This is a genomic window from Bremerella cremea, assembly GCF_039541315.1.
Lineage (GTDB): Bacteria > Planctomycetota > Planctomycetia > Pirellulales > Pirellulaceae > Bremerella > Bremerella cremea.
The window spans coordinates 926,951-943,629 of the sequence record NZ_BAABFZ010000003.1; the positions used below are offsets into that span (position 1 = coordinate 926,951).

Annotated in this window: 12 protein-coding genes; 7 read left to right on the top strand and 5 right to left on the bottom strand. The window is 56.8% G+C overall.

Features of this window, described 5'->3' with window-relative positions:
- Window positions 1–167: 167 nt before the first annotated feature.
- The 4 genes from ABD890_RS06020 to clpX form a co-directional block, all read right to left on the bottom strand.
- Window positions 168–1,490 carry an alkaline phosphatase family protein gene (locus ABD890_RS06020; protein WP_345086869.1) on the bottom strand — a complete coding sequence of 441 codons (1,323 nt, stop codon included), beginning with the start codon at window positions 1,488–1,490 and terminating at the stop codon, window positions 168–170.
- A gap of 133 nt (window positions 1,491–1,623) precedes the next feature.
- Window positions 1,624–2,457: a sugar phosphate isomerase/epimerase family protein gene (locus ABD890_RS06025; protein WP_345086871.1), complete on the bottom strand. Its 834-nt coding sequence runs from the start codon at window positions 2,455–2,457 to the stop codon at window positions 1,624–1,626.
- 90 nt (window positions 2,458–2,547) lie between these two features.
- Window positions 2,548–3,438 carry a UbiA family prenyltransferase gene (locus ABD890_RS06030; RefSeq protein ID WP_345086873.1) on the bottom strand — a complete coding sequence of 297 codons (891 nt, stop codon included), beginning with the start codon at window positions 3,436–3,438 and terminating at the stop codon, window positions 2,548–2,550.
- Between the two features lie 307 nt (window positions 3,439–3,745).
- The gene (gene clpX, locus ABD890_RS06035; RefSeq protein ID WP_345086875.1) at window positions 3,746–5,035 is read right to left on the bottom strand and encodes an ATP-dependent Clp protease ATP-binding subunit ClpX; all 1,290 of its coding nucleotides are present in this window, start codon (window positions 5,033–5,035) and stop codon (window positions 3,746–3,748) included.
- Between the two features lie 879 nt (window positions 5,036–5,914).
- On the opposite strand from clpX, the gene ABD890_RS06040 reads away from it, so the two are divergent.
- The 7 genes from ABD890_RS06040 to ABD890_RS06070 all read left to right on the top strand — a co-directional run bounded on the left by ABD890_RS06040 (window position 5,915) and on the right by ABD890_RS06070 (window position 15,465).
- Window positions 5,915–6,562, top strand: coding sequence for a bifunctional 4-hydroxy-2-oxoglutarate aldolase/2-dehydro-3-deoxy-phosphogluconate aldolase (locus ABD890_RS06040; RefSeq protein WP_345086878.1), 648 nt, complete (start codon window positions 5,915–5,917; stop codon window positions 6,560–6,562).
- 116 nt (window positions 6,563–6,678) lie between these two features.
- Window positions 6,679–7,575 carry a DUF1559 family PulG-like putative transporter gene (locus tag ABD890_RS06045; protein WP_345086880.1) on the top strand — a complete coding sequence of 299 codons (897 nt, stop codon included), beginning with the start codon at window positions 6,679–6,681 and terminating at the stop codon, window positions 7,573–7,575.
- Window positions 7,576–7,726: 151 nt separating this feature from the next.
- The gene (locus ABD890_RS06050) at window positions 7,727–9,478 is read left to right on the top strand and encodes a phage tail protein (RefSeq protein ID WP_345086883.1); all 1,752 of its coding nucleotides are present in this window, start codon (window positions 7,727–7,729) and stop codon (window positions 9,476–9,478) included.
- Window positions 9,479–9,521: 43 nt separating this feature from the next.
- Entirely contained in the window at window positions 9,522–10,622 is a 1,101-nt protein-coding gene (gene holA, locus ABD890_RS06055) for a DNA polymerase III subunit delta (RefSeq protein ID WP_345086886.1), read from the top strand.
- A gap of 140 nt (window positions 10,623–10,762) precedes the next feature.
- Window positions 10,763–12,622, top strand: coding sequence for a hypothetical protein (locus ABD890_RS06060; protein ID WP_345086888.1), 1,860 nt, complete (start codon window positions 10,763–10,765; stop codon window positions 12,620–12,622).
- 9 nt (window positions 12,623–12,631) lie between these two features.
- Window positions 12,632–13,759, top strand: coding sequence for an N-methyl-L-tryptophan oxidase (gene solA / locus ABD890_RS06065; protein WP_345086890.1), 1,128 nt, complete (start codon window positions 12,632–12,634; stop codon window positions 13,757–13,759).
- 113 nt (window positions 13,760–13,872) lie between these two features.
- The gene (locus ABD890_RS06070) at window positions 13,873–15,465 is read left to right on the top strand and encodes a GumC family protein (RefSeq protein WP_345086892.1); all 1,593 of its coding nucleotides are present in this window, start codon (window positions 13,873–13,875) and stop codon (window positions 15,463–15,465) included.
- A gap of 59 nt (window positions 15,466–15,524) precedes the next feature.
- On the opposite strand, the gene ABD890_RS06075 is transcribed toward ABD890_RS06070, so the two are convergent.
- Complete coding sequence (locus ABD890_RS06075; protein ID WP_345086894.1) at window positions 15,525–16,523, bottom strand: ThuA domain-containing protein; 999 nt, start codon at window positions 16,521–16,523, stop codon at window positions 15,525–15,527.
- Window positions 16,524–16,679 lie beyond the last annotated feature (156 nt).

The following is a 16,679-nucleotide window of genomic DNA, read 5'->3' on the forward strand; positions in this document are numbered from 1 at the left end:
GAGAATCGAAGTGATTTCGGGAACCGTGGGACAAAAAGAGCCTACGACCGCTACAAACGGAACGATAACCCTGGCCCTGGAAGGGGGAATGGGCAGGATCGAACCATCGCCAACCCCCTGAGTGAGGCAAGCTACCGATTCCCCAGTATTATCGAGGATCCTAGCCCTTAGATGTTGAACTGGCGGAGAATCAGGTCACACACGTCGGTGTCGGCAATAGGGGTCTCGGGGTAGACACCTTTCTGATTCGACAGCAGCACGCCGCGCTGAGCATCGGACTGGGCCGGTGCACCATGCGAGCCTTTGACGAGCGTCGCATCGAGCGGAATCGACTTGGTCGCCATGTCGACATGCAGTTCAACCGGGTCGTAGCCAGGCTTGCGATGGATGTCGACGGTGCGGGCGAACTTCGGCGCCGCCGCATCGTCAAGCCAATAATAATAAGCCTGCCAACTATTGGCGGACGAAACCAGAACGACGTCGCCGCTGTTGGCATGCTCCAGGAAGTACTTGCCACGATCGCTGCCAGCCAGGACCTCAGCAATGCCTTCGGTTCCCTGGAATAGCTCGACAACCTTTTGAATGGTCGCTTCGTCGGCATCTTTCACATAGACGTGCGAAACCTGGTGATCCGCCACTGCGAAGGCGCTGCTACCGGGATAGTCGATCGTTTCCCCGTCTTCGCCGCTGTTGACCTGCAACAGTCCTGCTTCTCGCAGCACACGGTTCGGGTAGGCAACGTGATCGACTGGGACGATCGTGTATTCGCTGGCGACCAGGATCAGCACTTCTTCGCCGTAGGCTTCTTTCAAGCCGGCGAACATCTCGCCCAGCACGGCATCGAGTTCCGCGACTGCTTTCATAGCGGCATCGCTGTCTGGCCCCAGCTTCTGGGCCTGATAGTCAAGGTGCGGCAAGTAGATGTAGAAGAAGTTTGGCTTGTGCTTCTTGGCAGTCAGCACGGCGGTGTCCGAGATCCACTTGGTCGATGGAATCGACGCCAAAGGTCCCCAGAAGAACTTGAGTGGGAAGTGACCATATTCGGCTAGCAGGTCCCCGTAGTATTCGGTTGGTCGGGTATAGCACCACAGCGATTCGCTGCCATCTGGGTTATGCACTGGGGCTGGCATGCAGACGTAATCGGCTTTGCAGCGTTTGCTCAACATTGGGAACCAGACAGCCGAAGTCAGATCCGCGTTGTGCTTCTTCAAGATATCCCAGATCTGGGGCTGCTCGATCGCTTCGTTACCCATCGTCCACAGTTCGACTTCTCCCTTGGCTCGGTCGTACCAGCCATTGGCCACCACACCATGATCGACCGGCAGGCTACCAGTCATGATGTTGGTTTCGACCGAAAGGGTCACGGCTGGAAAGCTTGGTACCAAGGTCGCCTTGTCGCCATCTTGCGTCAGCGCCTTCAGGTTTGGCATGTGGGCGACGTCGGAGGCTCGCAGGCCTGGGATCGAAAGAAGTACGACGTTGTCGGCCATGAGAATGTGCTCGCAGAGATGGGGGCAGGAACGAAGTGCAAAAGGCGATCAAGTCACTCTAACCGGAGACGCCATGCGAGAAAACCGGGGCAACTTACCACTGCCAGCTGTGCCTCGAAATAAGAGACCGCGACTAAATCAGCGGCTTCAGAAAGTCGTACGACTTTTGGGCCATGTTCGGCCCATCGTGGCTGTGGCGACTCAGTTCGACGTTCACCGGACCTTGGTAGTCGATCTCTTTCAAAGCCTGGAAGATCGGCGGGAAATCGATTTCGCCATCACCGAAGGGAAGGTGCTCGTGCACCCCGGCTTTCATGTCTTCAATATGAATGTTCACAATCCGATCACCATATCGCCGCAGGTAGTCCGCGATCGGGGTTTCCCCCTGACAATGGAGGTGACCGATATCGATGGTCAACTGGAAGTTGCTCGCATCGATCCGCTGCTGCAATTGATCGAACTTCGCCATCGTATCGATGAACATGCCCGGCTCGGGTTCAAAGCCAATCGTCACATCGCGCTCGGCCGCGTAGTCGAGAACTGGTTGAAGCGACGCGACCAGGCGATCCATGGCGACCTCTTCCGAGACATCGTCCAACAGACGTCCTGACCAGACCGACACGCAATCGCTTTTAAGTGTCTGAGCGGTATCAATGCAGTGCCGCATGAATTCGTAACGAAGGTCCCGACCTTTGGCATCGGGGCTGACGAACGTGGGTTCGTGCTTGACACGTGGGTTCAGCAGGAAGCGGGCACCGGTCTCGATAACTGAACGCATCTTCGCTTCGTCCAGAACTTTGGCCAACAGATCGACCTGGCGAGTTGCCAGGTAGGTGTTACCGAAGGGAGTCAACGTCAGATGATCGATCGTCAACGCGATGGCCGAGTATCCGATCTCGGACAAGATCTCTACGGCATCGAAAGGATCGTGATGCGCGAGTCCATTCGTGTTGTATCCCAGGATCATCCCCAATGGTACCTTCGGGCTCTTGGTGTCGCTGTTACTTCAGTCCGGCTTGTTCTGCGTGTTGCAGGAAAGGCAGTTGCCGGGTGGTGATTAGGTTGAATACATCCAACGCCGCAGCCCCAGCATGGGAACTAACAAGGCGACAATCGAAACCGCCCAGATCGTTCCACATACAGCCAGGGTAATTGCCGCGTTGAAAAAAATCAGCGACAAGATCGCCTGTTTGATCGTCGTTTGCACATTTTCGGGAACCGGCGTCATGATGGCGATCACCACGCGTCGGATTAAGGACAGACTTAATAATAACAAAATGCCTGCCAAGCCGAATGCCTGAGATCGATCGACATCCACAATCGAGGGCTGAACGAACGGCAAAACGGCCAGCATCAGGATGCCCGCCAGCATCAAACCGGCACCCAAAATCAGCATCGAGCGGCTGCTTTCGGTCGCTTCCGTCCGGGCAAACCAGGTCACCCCGACGATATACAGACCAATCCCGCCGGCAAACATCAGTTGTCCCAGATCAAAGCTCAGCAGTTGTGGCCAGTCTTCCAGGGGCAATCCCTTGGCCAGGCTCATTCCGAGCAAGATATTGAAAAAGCGGCATGCCCCCATCATCCAGGGAGCCAGAAAGGTCCGCTTCAGGATGGCATCGTAGGCAACCACGCAAACCGACAGAACCAGAGCCACGGCCCCGCCTCGCCAGGGAATCGCGGCGTAGTCGACGTAAACATAGCCCCCCAGCAGCGCGATCAGGCAGCCCACAAGCAGCATGCCATAGCCCGCCAGCATCGCCGTCCGGGCAGAGATCGCTCCGGAAGGAATGGGCCGATTGGGTCGCTGTTGGGCGTCGATGTCTCGGTCGTAATAGTCGTTCAGCACCATGCCGGCCGAGTAAATCAAACTCGAGGCCAGCACCAGGCACACGAAGATCGCCGGGCCGTTCAGGTTAGCAATGCCCAGGTTCGAAAACGCCGACACGATGAAAAAACCGGCGAAGATATCGGCCCAAGCCGTGAATAGATTCGGAAGACGACACAGTTTTCCGAAAGCCAACCAGGGGGAGTCGACAGAGGATTCAGTTTGGCTCGAATCGTCCAAGGGGCATCTCTCGAAAGCTCGTTCGGCGCGTCAGGATTAGGCTGCGATTGTACGATTTTCGCCCTTTAACGTCGAGAACTGGCGACCGGGGAATAAATCGAAAAGAGAGGGAGGAAAAAAAAGAACCCCGCGCCGGGCGATGACGCGGGGTTCTGCGTTGGAAAAGGAGGGGAAGTCAGGAGACTTCTTAGGCACTCTTCGTTTCCGGCATCTTGAAAAGCTTTTCACGGCCTTCAACGATTTCGCGAGTGATCGAGTAGTTGGAACCGGGTTCCTGTTCTGGCAGGTCAAACATGATGTCGAGCATGACCGATTCGATGATCGAACGCAGACCACGAGCACCAGTTCCCTTGGCCAGGGCTCGCTGGGCGATGGCTTCGATCGCTTCGTCGGTGAACTGCAGCTCGGCGTTTTCCATCTCGAACAGCGTTTGGTACTGCTTGATCAGGGCGTTCTTTGGCTGCGTCAGCACGCTCTTGAGAGTTGGCAGATCGAGTGGCTCCAGCGAAGCGACCATTGGCAAACGACCAACCAGTTCCGGAATCAAACCGAATTCCAGGACGTCGTCGCTGGTCACGTTTCGCATCAGTTCGGCGGCATCCGCTTCCGACTTGAAGCCCGAGGACTGACCGAAACCAATGCTCTTGCGGCCCATGCGGCGACGAACGATGTCTTCGATACCGACGAACGTACCACCGCAGATGAACAGAATGTTGCTGGTGTCGATCTGGATGTACTGCTGTTCTGGATGCTTACGACCACCTTGTGGGGGAACGTTGGCGACGGTGCCTTCCAGCATCTTCAGCAGGGCCTGCTGCACACCTTCGCCCGACACGTCACGAGTGATCGAAACGTTGTTCGAGGTCTTGCCGATCTTGTCGATCTCGTCGATGTACAGAATGCCTCGCTGGGCAGCTTCGACGTCGAAGTCGGCAGCGTGCAGCAGTTTCAGCAGCAGGTTTTCGACGTCTTCACCCACGTAACCAGCTTCGGTCAGCGTGGTGGCATCGCCGATGGCGAACGGAACGTTCAGGATACGTGCCAGGGTGCGAGCCAGCAGCGTCTTACCGCTACCGGTCGGACCTACCAGCATGATGTTGGACTTTTCGATTTCAACGTCGGAACCTTCGTGGCCGACGACCAGTCGCTTGTAGTGGTTATGAACCGCGACGGAGAGAACCTTCTTCGCCCCATCCTGACCGATGACGTATTCGTCGAGGTTGGCCATGATTTCACGAGGGCTGGGGATCTTGTTGAAGAGTTTGTTACCGGCGCCACGGCGTCGGTTCTCTTTTTCCAGGATCTCTTTGCACAGATCGATGCACTCGCCGCAAATGTACACGTTATTGTAAACGTCGCCTGGGCCCTCGACCAAAGGACCTACTTCGCGATAGTTACGACGACAGAACGAGCAGAATGCATTTTTCTTGTTGGTGCTGTTGTGCCGGGATCCACCAACGTCATTACCTGCGGGCATGAATAAACTCCTTTCGGCTTCGCTTGGAACAGCGTCTGGCAATGGGCTTGGGACCTTGAGTCAATCTCTTGATGCAATGCCGGCCAGGGCTGTTAAAATTTCCACGTGCTGCTCGACTGGCCATGGCTTATCGAAGCCGTTTGGCCTGGGGGCATCCTTGTCCGCAAGAAGTTCGAGCCGTATTCTTCAGCCGCAGTAGCTGCTTCTATTCGTGCAACTCGCTACGCTGATACCGCTTCGCATGGGCGAAGAGAGAGTCGACTTGCGACCCTCGTTGGTTGGCCTCCCAGGCACCACACCTCGCATTACGAAACGATGTTTTGGTTTGTGCGATTGTCTTTCGCAAAACCAGACAAATTCACCTTAATCCGCCTTGCTGGCATCTTCGGTAAAAACGGGTTCCGCTTCTTCCGAAACTGTTGCTGGCTCTTGGATTCTGGCTTTGATGTCCGTCTTTATCTTTCGGAATTCCTCGTCCGATAGCTCACCCCGTGAATGCATTTCGCGGAACTTTGATAGCATCCCATCGGGTCCTTGTTGGTCGTCGTCCGAGTATTCGCGCCATTTTCTCAGAAGGTGGAACGTTAGTGCCAATCCTAGGATGCATATCGCTAGTAGGAATACTGCGAATGCTAACTGCAGGTAGTACTTTTCCATCGCGGTACGGCAAGAGTTGATTCGACAAGGTTTTCCTACCAGGCAAAAACAACCGAACCGCCCGGAGTCCCTCAATCGTTCATTATTTCCATTATCACGTGCGACGTCCAATGATTCGCCCGGAATGCTCAGCCCGATCGGCAAATTGACAGCACCCTTTTGACGGCGATACGCTAAACACAGACGTATCCTCTTATTCAAGCATCATTTAGGGCAACAGGCATGGCACGCGAAGCAACCGTTCAAAAGATCTGCGATGTGGGCGTCGTCGCGGTCATTCGCGCGGACAATGGGGCAATCCTGGCGGACGTCACCCAGGCACTCGTCGAAGGAGGTGTCACGGCGATCGAAGTTACCTTCACCGTGCCTAAGGCTCACAAGGTGCTCGAATATGTCGCCGACCGCTTTGGTGATCAGATTCAGCTCGGTGCTGGCACGGTGCTCGATCCGGAAACGGCACGCATTGCTATTCTGGCCGGTGCCGAGTTCATCGTTTCTCCCATCGTCGATCCGCGAACGATCGAGATGAGTCATCGTTACGACAAAGCGATGATGCCAGGTGCTTTGACACCGACGGAAGTCGTTCAGGCATGGCAAGCAGGGGCCGACGTCGTCAAGATCTTCCCATCTGACCTGACCGGTCCTGACTATCTGAAGGCCTTGAAGGGTCCCCTGCCCCAGGTGCGCATGATGCCAACTGGCGGCGTGAATCTCGATACGGCCGAATCGTTCCTGAAGGCAGGTGCCTGTTCGCTGGGAATCGGTGGGTCGTTGGTCGAGAAGTCGGCCGTCAGCAGCGGCAATATGGATCGCATCCGAGATCTTGCGAGCCAGTACGTCGAGATCGTCCAGCGATTCCGTGCTCAATAGTTGTTCCGCTGGATGCTCGGGGCTACGATTAATCGAAGTGCTGACTTCTTCGAAACTCTTCGCATAGCTGACTCCCGATGCCCATTACGTTTGAATGCCCCAACTGTGGAACCAGGATGAAAGTCCTGGATCAATATGCGGGGCAAACCGGGCCATGTGCTGTCTGTGCGAAGACAATCAGCATTCCTGAACCCTCGGAAAGCAAGAATGCCCGAACCGGACAAAGCTCTGACGACAATCGCGACCGTGGCGTCGAGCTGGGAACGCTGATCGGCATTCTGGGAGTCGCAGTCGTTTCCTTCTCGGTTCTCTTTCTATTGGCAGTATTAATATTTCGCGTGGGTCTGCCGGCGATCGCCCAGATGCGAACCGATGCGCGCAACAAGGCCAACCAGCAGCAAATTGCCAAGTTGATCAACGCCTTGAACGCGTACCACGACACGCATGGCACCTTTCCCCCGGCCTATTTCCTAGATGATAAAGGGAAGCCAGCCCATTCCTGGCGGGTAATGATCCTGCCACAGCTCGGCTATCAGCATCTGTACGACCAGTACAAATTCGACGAGGCCTGGAATTCGGCTCATAACGTCAACGTCACGATGCAGATGCCGTCAGTCTTCCGCGCGTTCGATGAAACTTCCGCCAACAACACAATCACCCACTTTGCCGCCGTCGTCGGAAATCGTTCGATCTTCCCCCGCGACAAGTCCGTTGGCCGAGCCCAAGCCCTCGACGCCCCGGAGGGCATCCTCACGATTGTCGAGTTAAACGGAATCGGTCTCGACTGGACCGATCCGACAAACAACTACGATATCGATTCGCCCCAGGGAACGATGATCATTCGCACCGACCCCAACGCGCCAGCGTCGACGCTCAGCGGCAATGTCGGCATGTTGAACGGCGACACCTACCACTTCCACGAGAACACTTCTCCGGTTCGTCTGCAGGCCTTGGCGACTCGTAGCGGCAGCGAACCGCTCGACATCGATCTAAGCACTTTGACCATGCCGTGACGGCACGGACTCGCCGACTGTTACGAACGATACGACCGGTACAGATTGCCAGCCTTCGCTGACGCGTACCATATGGGCGACCCCGTCAAGCGGCCTTCCCGAACAACCGATAGATTCTCTGTCGCGTCCTCTATCGTTCAAAGGGTCATTCATGTTCAGCAATCCACGTATGCTCGCAGCCACGGCTGGCGTTTTAGCATCGATGCTGGCATCCGGCCCTGGCATGCTATCAGCACAGCAAGCTCAGCCAGCTCGGCCTTCCCAGGACAAGGGAGAACCGGTCGTAATTCGTCAGACCGAGTTCGGCATTCCTTACCAGGTCGATGCCCCCAATACGACGCCTGAAGTTCAACTGATGGTCTCAAACGATCAAGGCGTGAACTGGGTGGGCTACCAACGCCAGTCGTCTCGGCAAGATCGCTTCGTGTTTCAAGCCAGCAGCGATGGCGAATACTGGTTCGCCATTCGGACCTTCGACAATTCGGGAAGGCCCACGAATGCTTCGCCGGTGATGAAACCGGAACTCAAAGTGGCGATCGATACCCAGACGCCGGTCATCAATCTGGAAGTCGAGGCCCTGGACAGCGGCGAAGTCATCGCCAAGTGGACGGTCCGCGATAAAGCGATCGATGCGAGCCAAATTCGACTGAGCTATCAGACTTCGCAGCAAAGCCCTTTCCAGCAAGTTCAGATCGACCCCAGCCAGGCCTATCAGGCCAATGGAATCATTGCTGGCGAAACCCGCTGGTTTCCGATTGCGACCGACCGCGTGATGCTGGTTCGACTCGATGCGAACGACAAAGCAGGCAACGTTGGCTTCTCGCAGCAATCGGTCGCGGTTCCATTGGTTGCACAGCGACCTCGCTGGAATGGCGTTTCCCGACCGCTGCCGGGGCAGGATGGTCAGCCTTCCAATCCTTTGGCAGGCGGCAACGTTCCGGTCGATCCATTCCAACAACGACGCGTCGACATGCCACCACCACCGTCGCAGTCGATTCCATGGCCAACCGACAACGCAGTGCCTCGCCCGCAAACTCCAGCGGCCGGTAATCTTGCCGCGGCTCCTCAGCAACCGGCACCACCAGCCGCTGGCGGAAATGGCCTGGCTCCGATTCCATCCGGCATGCCGGATCGTTTCCGTCCTGCGAGCATGAAGATGGAACCTCCGGTTGCCAACTCGGGCCAGCCGACGGCACCTCAGCCTTCGCAGCCCGCGATGGTTGGCCTGCCGCCAGGCGTCGTGCCGCAATCGATCAATCAGAAGACGTTCGCTTTGAACTACGGTGTCGATACGGTCGGTCCTTCAGGGATCGGTCAGATCGAATTGTGGGTCACGCGAAACGGGGGCGAAACCTGGGAACCTGGCGGTATCGACCCTGACCGCGAAAGTCCCTTCGATGTCGAAGTGCAAGCAGAAGGCATCTACGGCTTCCGGATCGTCGTCGAAGGTGGCAATGGTTTGACTGGTCGTCGCCCCCAAGCGGGTGACCTGGCCGATATCTGGGTGAATGTTGACCTGACGAAACCCGTCGCCACGCTGACCAACGTTGTCTATGGCGAAGGGCCTCATGTCGGGCACCTCGATATCAATTGGACCAGCAGCGATGCGAACCTGACCGAACGGCCGATTTCGCTGTTCTACTCGTCGTCGGTGAATGGTCCCTGGAAGCCGATTGCCCAAGAAATCGCGAACTCCGGGAAATACGTCTGGAAGATTACCCCGGAAGTCCCCGCCGACATCTACCTGAAGGTCGAATCGCAGGACAAAGCCGGCAACATTGGCGAATTCATTCTGAAACGGGCGATCGCCAACGATGGACTGGTTCCGCGGGGGCAGATTCGCTCGATCCAGCCGCGAAACAACCAGCCCGAACAAGCCGCCATGCCGGTCACCGTCCGCTAGGTCGCCGGTAGCCAATCGGTGCCAGACCGGGTAACTTGGTGCCATGGCAAATACGGTTCATGCTTTTGACTTTCTGGATGCCGAGGAAACGACGATTCCTTCGGTCTGCATCGTTTTCGGACGCGACGCCTTCTTGCGCGGACTAGCTACCGAAAAAGTTCGCCAGGCAGTCCTCGGGGTTGATACCGATGTCCCCTACGGCAAGCTTGCCGGCAACACCGTGACATGGGTCGATGTCGCCGATGAAGTCTCGACAGTCAGCTTGTTCGGCAGTTCGGGTCGCCGCCTTGCCGTGGTGGAAGATGCCGACCCATTCGTCAGCCGTTACCGTGACGAACTAGAAAACTTTCTCGAGAAGAAACGGCCAGGCGGCGTACTGGTCCTTCAGGTCGAGAAGTGGGCCGCCAACACGCGTCTCTATAAAAAGTGCGACGCGACCGGTCTTCAGATTCAATGCAATCCACCTGAAAAGAAGTCGGGCAAGAAGACCTCGCTCGACTACGATGCCCTGGCCAAGTGGTTTGTGCGCCGTGCCAAGGTCGAACACGATGCCAAGTTGAACGTCGGCGCAGCGAACCTGTTGGTCGAAATGCTCGGCACGGAACTTGGCCTGATCGATCAAGAGATCGCCCGACTGGCATTGTTCGTCGATATCCATCAACCGATCGACGAAGCGCTCGTTACCGAACAAGTGCATGGTGGCCAGTTACAAGAGATCTGGCACCTGGTCGATGCGGCCGTCGAAGGGAAGACGGCGGATGCCTTGCTACAACTCGACCGATTGTTCCAAGCCGGTGAGAAACCTCAGAAGCTGTACGGTCAGATTGCCTGGAGCCTGCGACGTTTCGCCGCCGCCACTCGCATCTATCAACGGGCACGTCGCCGCGGTGATGCAGTCAGCCTGCGAGATGCCTTGAAAGAAGCAGGCTTCCCGAACTGGCCCAAGGCGTTGGAAGAAGCCCAGCGTCGTCTATTGGCTCTGGGGCAAATTCGCGGGGGGCGACTCTACCGCCAACTGCTGGAGCTGGATCTTTCCCTGAAGGGTAGCCACTCGCACGAAACTCGTGGCCGACTGGCCCTGGAGAAGCTGGTGGTCTCGTTCTCGAAGGCCCTCGATCCACCGCGAGCTAGCAACGCTCGGTAGCGGATCGCCGCGTGCTATCACTGCTCGAAGATTCACGGATCGGTATCTCTTGCTTCAAACTTGAGGTTTTCCTACTATCCGCCGGACCGTTTCTTGGAAGAAGGCTTGCGCAAGCGCGCCAACAACGGAAGCCCGAGCGAATGATGTCGAAGATTTACCTCCCCAGTATCGTACTGCTAAGCGTTCTGCTGACTGGCTGCATGAGCGGTTGGAACCGGGGCGCCAAAGAATCCAGCTCGTTGAACAGCTACCTGGACCATCAAGCCGCCACCAAAGCGCGCCCAATGTCGACCAAGCCGGCCGGCATGGAAGAGAAGCCTCCGGAAAAGAACATTCTGGTCGAGTCGGAAAGCAGCGATGTTTCCCTCGGTAAGAAGCTGGCGGCACGTCTGGCGGAAGCCGATCAGCAGCAGCCACCATCAACAGAAGCCAAGAAACCAGCCTCCTATGCTGCTCGCGTCGCCGCGTTGACTCTCCCTGAAGCGGACAAGCAACAGATTCTGACCGAGTTCGCTTCGGCCAACGATTCGCAGTGGGAAGAACTGCTTTCCAAGCTCGAACCTGTCTTCGGCCCGAAGACTGAAACCAAGATCGCTCAGCAAACACCTCCCCCCGCCCAGAGCGAGGACATGGTGCAGAAGTATGCCACGAAGCTGGTCCAGCAGCACCTCGCCAGTGGCAGCGTGCCACAGCCGGCGACCAATGCCGAAGAAGGCCCAAAGCGTTTGCCTTCCACGAACATGCATCAAGACACCTCGCACTTAGCCCAGGTCGATCCTGATTTGTATCCCAAAACGATCGATCTCGAGCGTGGAAAGACCATGCCCGGAGCACGTCAACCGGTTGCTCCGGAAGCCAGGAATCATCGTGACGCAGGAGTCCAACTGGCTGCCCATGTTTCGGAAGTCGATGCCGGCAGCGAAGGTCTTTACCCGGAAGACGTCCAGGTTGTCGCCTACAACCAGATGCGCAACGAGACGAAAAGTCTGCCAGACAAAATGGCGGGGCCCAAAAAGAAGCCTGCCGAAGAAGAGTCGGTCAGCAAGCTGACCAAGGACGAATACCGCGTGATGCAGATCTTGTGGGAACGAGGTCAGGTCTCGCTCGAAGCGTTGCACAAAGACTACCTCGCCCAGTTCGGTCCGGAACAGTCGCGGACTTCGCCGAACCCAATTGCGATGAGCCTCGACGAACTGCATGCCATTCTCTTCGATTTGAAGGGACGTGGTTGGATTGCGGACACGCGTCGTGGCAACACGGTTGCCTACTGGGCATCCCGCAACCAGCCTGAATCGAGCAGCGGCGACTGGGAGAAACTGGTCTCGGATTCGATCCAGCAACTTCAACAGGTCGCCGGTGACAGCCGACTCTCCGAAGAAGAACGAACGATCGCCCAGCTTCGCTTGCGAATGCTGTATCTGGTTGCCGATCGCAAGTCGGACGCCTTAGAGAAGGTCGAAGGCTTGAGCCCTGAAGAACAAGAGGTCTGGAGCAACACGCTCTTTGGCCTGGCCGATTACATGCAAGTTGAAGAGATTCCGGTCGAGCGACGCCATAGCCTGGCACTGGGATCGTTCCGCCGCGTGATGTCGCACCTGGAAGCCGCCAGCCCGTTGGAACTGAAGAACCTCGAGTTCATTCAAAGCGTCGACAGCTTCGGGCAGTTCAAGCCATTCCCTTCACACGACTTCCAACCACAACAGGAAGTGCTGCTGTACGTCGAAGTCGACAACTTCTCGAGCCGCGACAACGGTGGCAAGTTTGAAACGACGCTGCAAAGCAACTACGAAATCTACGACCAGGCCGGGCGTCGAATCGATGCTCGCCAGTTCCCGGAAGTGAAAGACAGTTGCCGCGTTCGTCGCCGCGACTTCTACGTTCCTTACCGGCTTTACATGCCCGAGAACATCACGCCTGGTTCGTATCGTTTAGAATTGACGGTTCGTGATCCAGCCTCCGACAAGTTCGGGCAGTCATCGATCGACTTCCGTATCAAGTAGGAACGAGGTATGACGACATACGACGTTGCGGTGATCGGAATCGGCGGCGTCGGTAGTTCGGCGTTGTACCACTTGGCCAAGAGTGGTGCCCGCGTGATCGGTCTCGACCGGTTCGCACCTCCGCATTCGCTGGGTAGCTCGCACGGCCAAACCCGGGTGATCCGGATGGCCTACTTCGAGCACCCGGACTATGTCCCCCTGCTCCGTCAGGCTTACCAGGGTTGGGCCGAATTAGAATCGGCCAGCGAGCGTTCCCTCTACTTCCCAACCGGTGTCTTGCAAATCGGTCCCGAATCAGGCGAAGTGATTGCCGGCGTCCGCAAAAGTGCCGAGCAGCATCAACTGGCAATCGACTCGTTTTCGCACGAAGAGATCTCGAAGGCATTTCCCGGCCTGGTTCCACCCGAGAACTGTGTCGGCCTTCTCGAGCGCAACGCCGGCTATCTGCTGGTGTCCGAGTGCATCGATGCCTATTTAAAACTGGCCGTCCAACATGGTGCCGAGATGGCGACCAATTGCCCGGTTCATGCCTGGGATAAAGAAGCGGACGAGTATGTCTTGCAATCTGACACTAGGACTATCCACGCGAAGCAACTAGTCATTTGCGGCGGGGCATGGGCCCAACAATTGCTTGCCGACTTAAACGTCCCGCTGACGATCCTCCGCAAGCAGCTTTACTGGTTTGAGAATCAAGTTCCGCATTACACGAGCGGTGCTTCGTTTCCGGTGTTTCTCTTCGAGACGGTGGGTGGGATCTATTATGGTTTCCCTCAGATCGATGCGCAGGGTGTGAAGCTGGCCCGGCACGATGGAGGCGAAACGATCGCTTCCGCGCAAGCTCACTCGCAGTCCGAAGACATCGCCGATCGTCAATCGGTCGAAGCGTTCGTGCAGACCTGCATGCCGCAGCTTTCGACGAATCTGACACGCCATGCGGCCTGCATGTATACGATGACACCGGACCAACACTTCCTGGTTGGCTCGCATCCTGAGCAATCGGGCCTGCATTTCGCGGCAGGGCTCTCGGGACACGGATTCAAGTTTGCTTCTGCTTTGGGGCAGATTCTTTGCGACCTGGCCACGACCGGCCAAACGGCCTCGCCGATCGGCTTTCTTTCCCCGAATCGATTCTCGTAATTCGGCCCCCGCGCTCGGAACGACAACCTAGAGTTGCTTACACGTCTTATTGCGCCACAGCGCAGACCTCGGACAATCGTCATAACCGCTGCAATCTGCACTCGGAAGTCATCATGAGCCAGCTTCAGTTGCCTCGTCAGGCCCAACAATATATTCAACTGCTTCGCGCCCAATGGAAGCTGTGGGTCCCGGTGGCCGTTGGTTGTTTCCTGCTGGCCGCTACCTATGCGTTGATCAAGCCAGACGAATGGAAGGCGACCCAGTCGGTCGTTCTGCGTGACGAAGCCGCCGGTCAGCTCAGCGGCCAGGGACGTTTCGACAGCAACGATACCCTGAAAGCCGCGCAGGAAATGGTGGTCGAAGTGGCCCGTAATCAGGCCGTTCTAGAAGCCACGCTGCAGAAGGTCGGTCCTGCCCCAAATCATTCCAGCCATGGCACCTGGCCATCGCTCAGCGATATCGAAAGTCTCCGCAAGAACGTTTCGGTCAGCCCACCCAACGGCGCCGAGTTCGGCACGACCGAAGTTCTGCATCTGTCGGTCGTGTCCGACAATCGCGAACGAGCCATTCAGTTGACCTCGGCACTTTGCACAGAACTCGACAGAGCCCTGAAGGACATTCGTAATCGACGTGCCGATAGCGTGATCGACGAATTGAAAGATGCCGAGAAACTTGCTCAGCAGGAACTTGATAAGTCGACGTTAGCGTTGAAGGCTCAAGAAACTCAAGTCGGTAGCGATCTAGGAGAACTTCGCAGCCTGAACGATGCCACCTCGGGCGATGGCAACCTGCGAAACTCGTGGAACCAAATCAAGCAGCAGATCCGCGATGGCGAATCGGATCTCGCCAAGCTTCAGGAACAACTCAAGATCCTGCAGGAAGCCCAAAGCGATCCGGAACAGTTGATCGCGACACCAAACGCTTTGCTCGAAAGCCAGCCTGCCCTTCGTCGCTTGAAAGATGGCCTGGTCGACGCTCAGCTTCGTACGTCGCAGCTGATGGGCAAGATGAGCAAGGATCATCCGCAGGTGCAATCGGCGATGGCTTCGGAAGAAGAAGTGCGTAACAAACTGCGTGACGAGCTTTCGATCGCGGTCCGTGGCGTTCAAGCCGACATCAAGCTTCAGCAGACCCAGATCAAGTCAATCAGTTCGCAGGAAGAAGACGTCCGTAAACGCCTCGATGCGTTGGCTTCGATTCGTGCGACCTACGCCAATCTGGTTGCTGACGTTGAGAAATGCTCGCAGGTGCTTCGTGCCGCTCACGAACAGCTGGCCGACGCGAAGGCGAACAAACTCGCTTCGGAAACTTCGAGCCTGATTACTCGCATCGACTTGCCAACGACCGGCGAAAATCCGCTAGGCCCTGGCAAGACCGTTATCGCCGGCACCGGCTTGCTGGGTGGCTTGGCACTGGGCATTGGCCTGGTGGTCTTGTTGGCTCCGCCAGAGAACGGTCAGGGGCGCCGCTGGACCGATCGTTTGTGGGGACGTCGCTCGACCGACACCACGACGCCAGCCGGTGGCGATCGCCGTGCAGGGAGCGCACCTCCTCAACAGGCTCCGCCAGCGCAGAATGCCAATGGAGCTTCTCGCGGCCGCCGAGCCACCGACCAGGTTCCTCAGGCGACCTATCCTGAGATCGACCGACGCAGCGGCCTCGATCGCCGTGGTGTGCCAACCCCTGACGATCGCCGAGCGAAGTAAAAAAGCCAGTCGCGATTGCAACTGGCCTTGATGATCAAACAACTCTGTCGGGGCGATGGTTATTTGCCCTGGAAGTCGGCTGGCTTCAGCCCCTTCTGAAAAGCGTTGAAGCCATAGAAGCTTGGCTCGTAATCACCCACGATCGTCACATCCAGATCGGGCGTGATCTTGTCTTCCAAGCCCACCAGGTCGTAAGCCGCGTTCACAATCAAGCGGCGACCATCTTCGTTGACAAAGTCGATCGCACTTCCAAACGTGCTGCAGACCGACGTCCCCTGCTTGCCACCTTCCCACTGGTAACGCATCGTCCAGACGATTGGCATCATTGGATCGTTCTTGGCACCTTCCAGCGGCTTGTCTTCCGGCTTCATTCCGGTCAGCACGGCACCATACATCAGCACCTTGGCATCTTCGGGCAGCGAACGAATTCCATAGACGTCAGTCGGTCCCCAGACATCGTCGACACCGCTGAGGATTGGATTGTCTTTCTCGCTTTCGTTGATCACGCCACGGGTGCTTTCTCCCTTGTGGCGACCATGATGATTCACCCAGGTCTCGCCCAGCACCTTCTTGCCGAAGCCGCCGTTGTTGCTCCAGCTATAGTTGCCGAACTTGGCGTCCTTCGGAATGTTGAAGGCATGCGTCGAAGTACGAATACCAATGATCGGCTTGCCGGCCTTCAGGTAGTCGTCCAGGATCTGCATGTCGGCTTCCGGCAAGTTACGGAAGCGCGTCATCAGAATGCAAAGGTCGGCATCCTTCAACACTTCCATGCCAGGAATGTTGGTCTGGTTATTGGGATCGATGGTGCCATCTTCCGGGTTGATCGCAAACAAGACGGTGCACTGAAAGCCGTGATGCTTCGACAAGATCTTCGCCAGCATCGGCAACGCTTCTTCCGAGCGATATTCTTCGTCACCACTGATCAGAACGATCTTCTTCCCTTTGCCGTGACCTTCGCCTCCGTCGAAAGAAAGCACCGACTCATTCGCCGCGACCATCGAACAGGGGAAAATCACCATCGCGATCAGAGCAGTCCATAGATTCCTGGCAATCATTGAGAAATTCCTGGTGGGGATTTAGGAGGTGGGAAGTTGTGAGTCCCTTCGTTTATAATCGAAACCGACGCTCAATGCACCGTTTGGCCAGTGGCAATTCGGGCGAAAAACTCGATCCCTGCCCCCATCCCTCCCCAACCTGCTCTTCCCCGAAGG